This is a genomic window from Algoriphagus antarcticus, assembly GCF_002150685.1.
Taxonomy (GTDB): Bacteria; Bacteroidota; Bacteroidia; order Cytophagales; family Cyclobacteriaceae; genus Algoriphagus; species Algoriphagus antarcticus.
Genome location: NZ_MSSW01000091.1, coordinates 1 through 3,645, shown reverse-complemented (window position 1 = coordinate 3,645; position 3,645 = coordinate 1). Strand labels below are relative to the sequence as shown.

General features: G+C 39.5%; 4 protein-coding genes. 3 read left to right on the top strand and 1 reads right to left on the bottom strand.

What is annotated here, in order from left to right; genetic code table 11:
• The first annotated feature begins 85 nt into the window (after window positions 1–85).
• Window positions 86–1,105: an SMP-30/gluconolactonase/LRE family protein gene (locus tag BVH04_RS22890; protein ID WP_086543793.1), complete on the top strand. Its 1,020-nt coding sequence runs from the start codon at window positions 86–88 to the stop codon at window positions 1,103–1,105.
• A 468-nt stretch (window positions 1,106–1,573) separates the two neighbouring features.
• On the opposite strand, the gene BVH04_RS22885 is transcribed toward BVH04_RS22890, so the two are convergent.
• Window positions 1,574–2,134 carry a GNAT family N-acetyltransferase gene (locus tag BVH04_RS22885; protein WP_086543792.1) on the bottom strand — a complete coding sequence of 187 codons (561 nt, stop codon included), beginning with the start codon at window positions 2,132–2,134 and terminating at the stop codon, window positions 1,574–1,576.
• A 162-nt stretch (window positions 2,135–2,296) separates the two neighbouring features.
• Here BVH04_RS22885 and BVH04_RS22880 point away from each other — a divergent pair, with 162 nt between their 5' ends.
• Entirely contained in the window at window positions 2,297–2,659 is a 363-nt protein-coding gene (locus BVH04_RS22880; RefSeq protein WP_086543791.1) for a transmembrane 220 family protein, read from the top strand.
• Between the two features lie 72 nt (window positions 2,660–2,731).
• A complete protein-coding gene (locus BVH04_RS22875; RefSeq protein WP_086543790.1) occupies window positions 2,732–3,481 on the top strand; it encodes an NIPSNAP family protein in 750 nt (249 codons plus the stop codon).
• The last annotated feature ends 164 nt before the right edge of the window (window positions 3,482–3,645 follow it).

The following is a 3,645-nucleotide window of genomic DNA, read 5'->3' as shown; positions in this document are numbered from 1 at the left end:
AACCAGAATTCAATCTGTCTTTGGATTTTCGATTCTTTAAATTTTCTTCGGGCAAGATCCCGTATAATCACATAAATAGTTAGAAATGAGAAATTCAATTATTTTATTCCTCCTCACATCAGCTTTGGCCTGTACAAGTCCTAAAAATACCATAGAAACTGAGGTAGTAGTATCTACTTACAGGACAGTAGGTTCTGTAGAAAGATTGGATTCACAGATCAATTCATTTATTTCTGCAGATGCTGACATTGAAGTATTGGCTTCTGGATTTGAATGGGCTGAAGGGCCACTATGGCTGGCAGATCAAAATGCTCTAATATTCACGGATGTTCCGACCAATAAAATCTGGAAGTGGACCGAAAAAGATAGCTTGAGTTTGTTTTTGGAGCCTTCTGGATATTTGGGAACTGAGACAAAGAAGAAAGAGCCAGGGGCAAATGGTTTGGCTTTGGATGGTGAAGGAAACCTGATTCTTTGCCAGCATGGAGAAAGGCGAATTGCAATGATGAATTCTCCGCTCTCAGCACCCACGGCTGATTTTACCACTTTGGCGTCTGATTTCGAAGGGAAAAAGTTTAATAGTCCAAATGACTTGGTGCTGAATACATCCGGGCAGATATTTTTTACAGATCCACCTTATGGTTTAGATGATTGGGATTCCAAGGAATTGGATTTTCAGGGAGTGTATAGATTGGATATAGATGGAAGCTTGCACCTACTCCTAGACAGCCTTAATCGACCAAACGGAATAGGGCTAAGTCCAGATCAGAAAACGCTTTACGTAGCTCAATCTGATGCTCAAAAAGCCAGGTATTATGCGTTTGAGTTGGATGAAGTTGGGGATATTTTGAGCGGCAAGATCTTATTGGATGCTACGGCAACTATAGGGGAGGAGAGCCCTGGTTTGCCGGATGGTCTGACCGTTCACAGTTCGGGAACTCTCTTTGCTTCTGGGCCTGGCGGTATTTGGGTGATCAGTTCTGACGGAAAGCATTTGGGGACTATACTGACTGGTCAGGGAACTGCGAATTGTGCTTTTGACAGTGAAGAGGCCTATTTGTATATGACTGCGGATGCATATCTCATGAGAATCAAAATGAACTAAATCGCAATTCGATTGATTTTGAAGAAACGGGATTATAAATGTGATTAAAAAGTTGATAACCATCAATACAAGGTGGATAAGCCTGTTGATTTAGAATAATATTTGGTGGAAAAATAGTGGGGAAATAAGGTCATGGAATGTTGTGATTTGGCGAAATTAGGTAGAAATTTATTAAACCAAGTAAGAGATAAAAAGACCGGGAATACGATCTCGGATAAAGATTGAAAGCTCGTAATTGAAACATAAATGGCCAAAGTCCTTCGGGATTTTGTCTGAAATGGGCAACCACAGAAGTGTTGATTGAATTCTTCAAAGCCGCAAGGTGGAGAAGGCGGAGTTTGAAAATCAATATTATGAATCTGGGCAACTGGAGGAAAAGTCTTTAAACAGTAGCTTGGCTCTTATCGATGACCAAGGTTATCATGAGAGGAAGGGAAACATTCGAAAGAGGGTTTCCCTTTTTTGTTTTTAAGGCGTTTTCCGCCAATCCAAAACTACTATACTCCACTCTTCCACAAGGTCATGAAAGGTGTGGATCACTTCAAAACCTATTCTCTGATGAGCTCGCATAGATCGGTGGTTAGAGGTGGAAATCTCCGTGATGGAGAAATCATATTTTCCTGCAAATAATTCTCGGTATTTCTTGTAGCATTTATCAAATAGTCCTTCTCCCCGATATTCTTTTCCTATGCAAACTTGACCTACCACAAGGTAGTTGTAGTCACTTACTTTTTTGCCATCATACTCGATCTGGTCGAATTGAAGAAACATTGGCAGCAGCTGGGGAATCTCTACTCTGGAAGCTTGTGTCATTGTCAGAATATAGGCAACTACCTTGTTTCTATCTAATGCGATGACGTGAGCTTCAATATCACTCAGTTTCTTAAGATCATCTATTGAATGCTGGACGAATAAAAAGCCCTGAGATTCTTTCTCTTCAGCAGAAAACTGTGCGCTGAGATTTGCTCTTTGAAGATTAATGATTCCCTGTAGATCAGCTTTTGATTTACTTTGAGTAATAGTCAGCATTTGCAAATGGAAGGGTTGGAATTGAAATACTCAATGGATTTGAAGGTGGCAATCTTAAGCACAAATTTATTTACCGTTCTTCAAAGATATTCATAATGGAAATGATCGTAAGTAAGTAAATTTCTATGTTTTCTGTAGTTTTAAACAAAACCCCAAAATATCATGAAGTTTAATAAAATCTTTTTTGGCCTGTGGATTTTTATCTTCGCTCTTTTCGCTTACTGGCAATTCAATGATCCCGATCCAGAGGTTTGGGTGAGTATTTATGCTGTGGCGATGATATTTTGTCTATTGGGCACTCGTGGGATTTTCCCAAAAATTCCCTTGACAATTCTTGCTTTAGCTTGCATAGCTGGAGTTATTTATTACTGGCAAGGAGATGTAGGGGGCTGGATTTCTCAAGAAGTTAAGCAGCATGATCTAAGTATGAAAAACCAGTATATGGAGGAATCCAGAGAGAGTTTTGGATTACTCATGATTCTTTTGGTGATGCTACCCGCGGTATATAAAGCTTGGAAGAAATAAAGGGTGCCTAGCTGTACGCCTAGATAATTTCTAATTAATCAGTTAATTTCAATTCTCTCAAACCCAATAACCATGAAAACAACAATCCTAAGTATGCTTGTAATGCTTGTTGCCTTTAGCAGCTTTGCTCAACAGTTAGGCGGCAGTAATTCAACTTATTTTGAAATAAGAAAGTATTATGCCAACGAAGGCAAGCTGCCAGATCTGATCAAACGCTTCGAAAATCATACCATGGCACTTTTTGAGAAAAGCGGTATGGAGAATATAGTCTATTTCCTTCCTGTCGAAAACACAGACAATTCCCTGACCTACATCTTGGGCTATCCTGACGAGAAATCACGCGATCGCATGTGGGAGAAATTTAGCAATGATCCGGAATGGAAGAAAGCAAAGAAGGAATCGGAGGTCAATGGTGGGTTGGTAAAAAGTGTGGACCAGACTTTTATGAAATTGGCGAAAGGACTGAATGATACTCCAAAAACTCAGGCAAGTGGTATTTTTCAGCTCAGAACTTACACCTGTTATGATGGGAAATTAGAAAATCTAATCACTCGATTTAAAGAGCATACGCAGGATTTGTTTGAAAAGCAGGGACTTAAAAATTACCCTTATTGGATGACAGTGGAGAAAGATGGTTCGCAGCCAAAATTGGTCTATTTACTTGGTGCAAAAGATCAGGCGAGTTTTGATGCTGGTTTTGCAGCTTTTGTTAAAGATCCCGAGTGGCTAAAAGCTCGAGATGCTTCTGAAGCGTCTGGTAAGATCGTAGAGAAGGTAGATGCTGTGATGTTTAAGACCTTGCCTTATTCGCCTTTGAAATAAATAGTACCAACCTTTGAGGCTTTTAACACCTCGAAGGTTTTTTTTAACCGCATAGTCACATAGAAAACATAGCTTTTTTGTATTTGCGACCAAAGAAGATTTGAGATTTTAATGAGACTTTAAGGTGTAAAGATTTGTTTTTGGACCACATAGGAGTCACATAG

Excerpts from the sequence above, each read along its gene's own strand:
- BVH04_RS22875 (WP_086543790.1), top strand. The coding sequence starts at position 2,732 with ATGAAAACAACAATCCTAAGTATGCTTGTAATGCTTGTTGCCTTTAGC.
- BVH04_RS22880 (WP_086543791.1), top strand. The coding sequence starts at position 2,297 with ATGAAGTTTAATAAAATCTTTTTTGGCCTGTGGATTTTTATCTTCGCT.
- BVH04_RS22890 (WP_086543793.1), top strand. The coding sequence starts at position 86 with ATGAGAAATTCAATTATTTTATTCCTCCTCACATCAGCTTTGGCCTGT.
- BVH04_RS22885 (WP_086543792.1), bottom strand. The coding sequence starts at position 2,134 with ATGCTGACTATTACTCAAAGTAAATCAAAAGCTGATCTACAGGGAATC.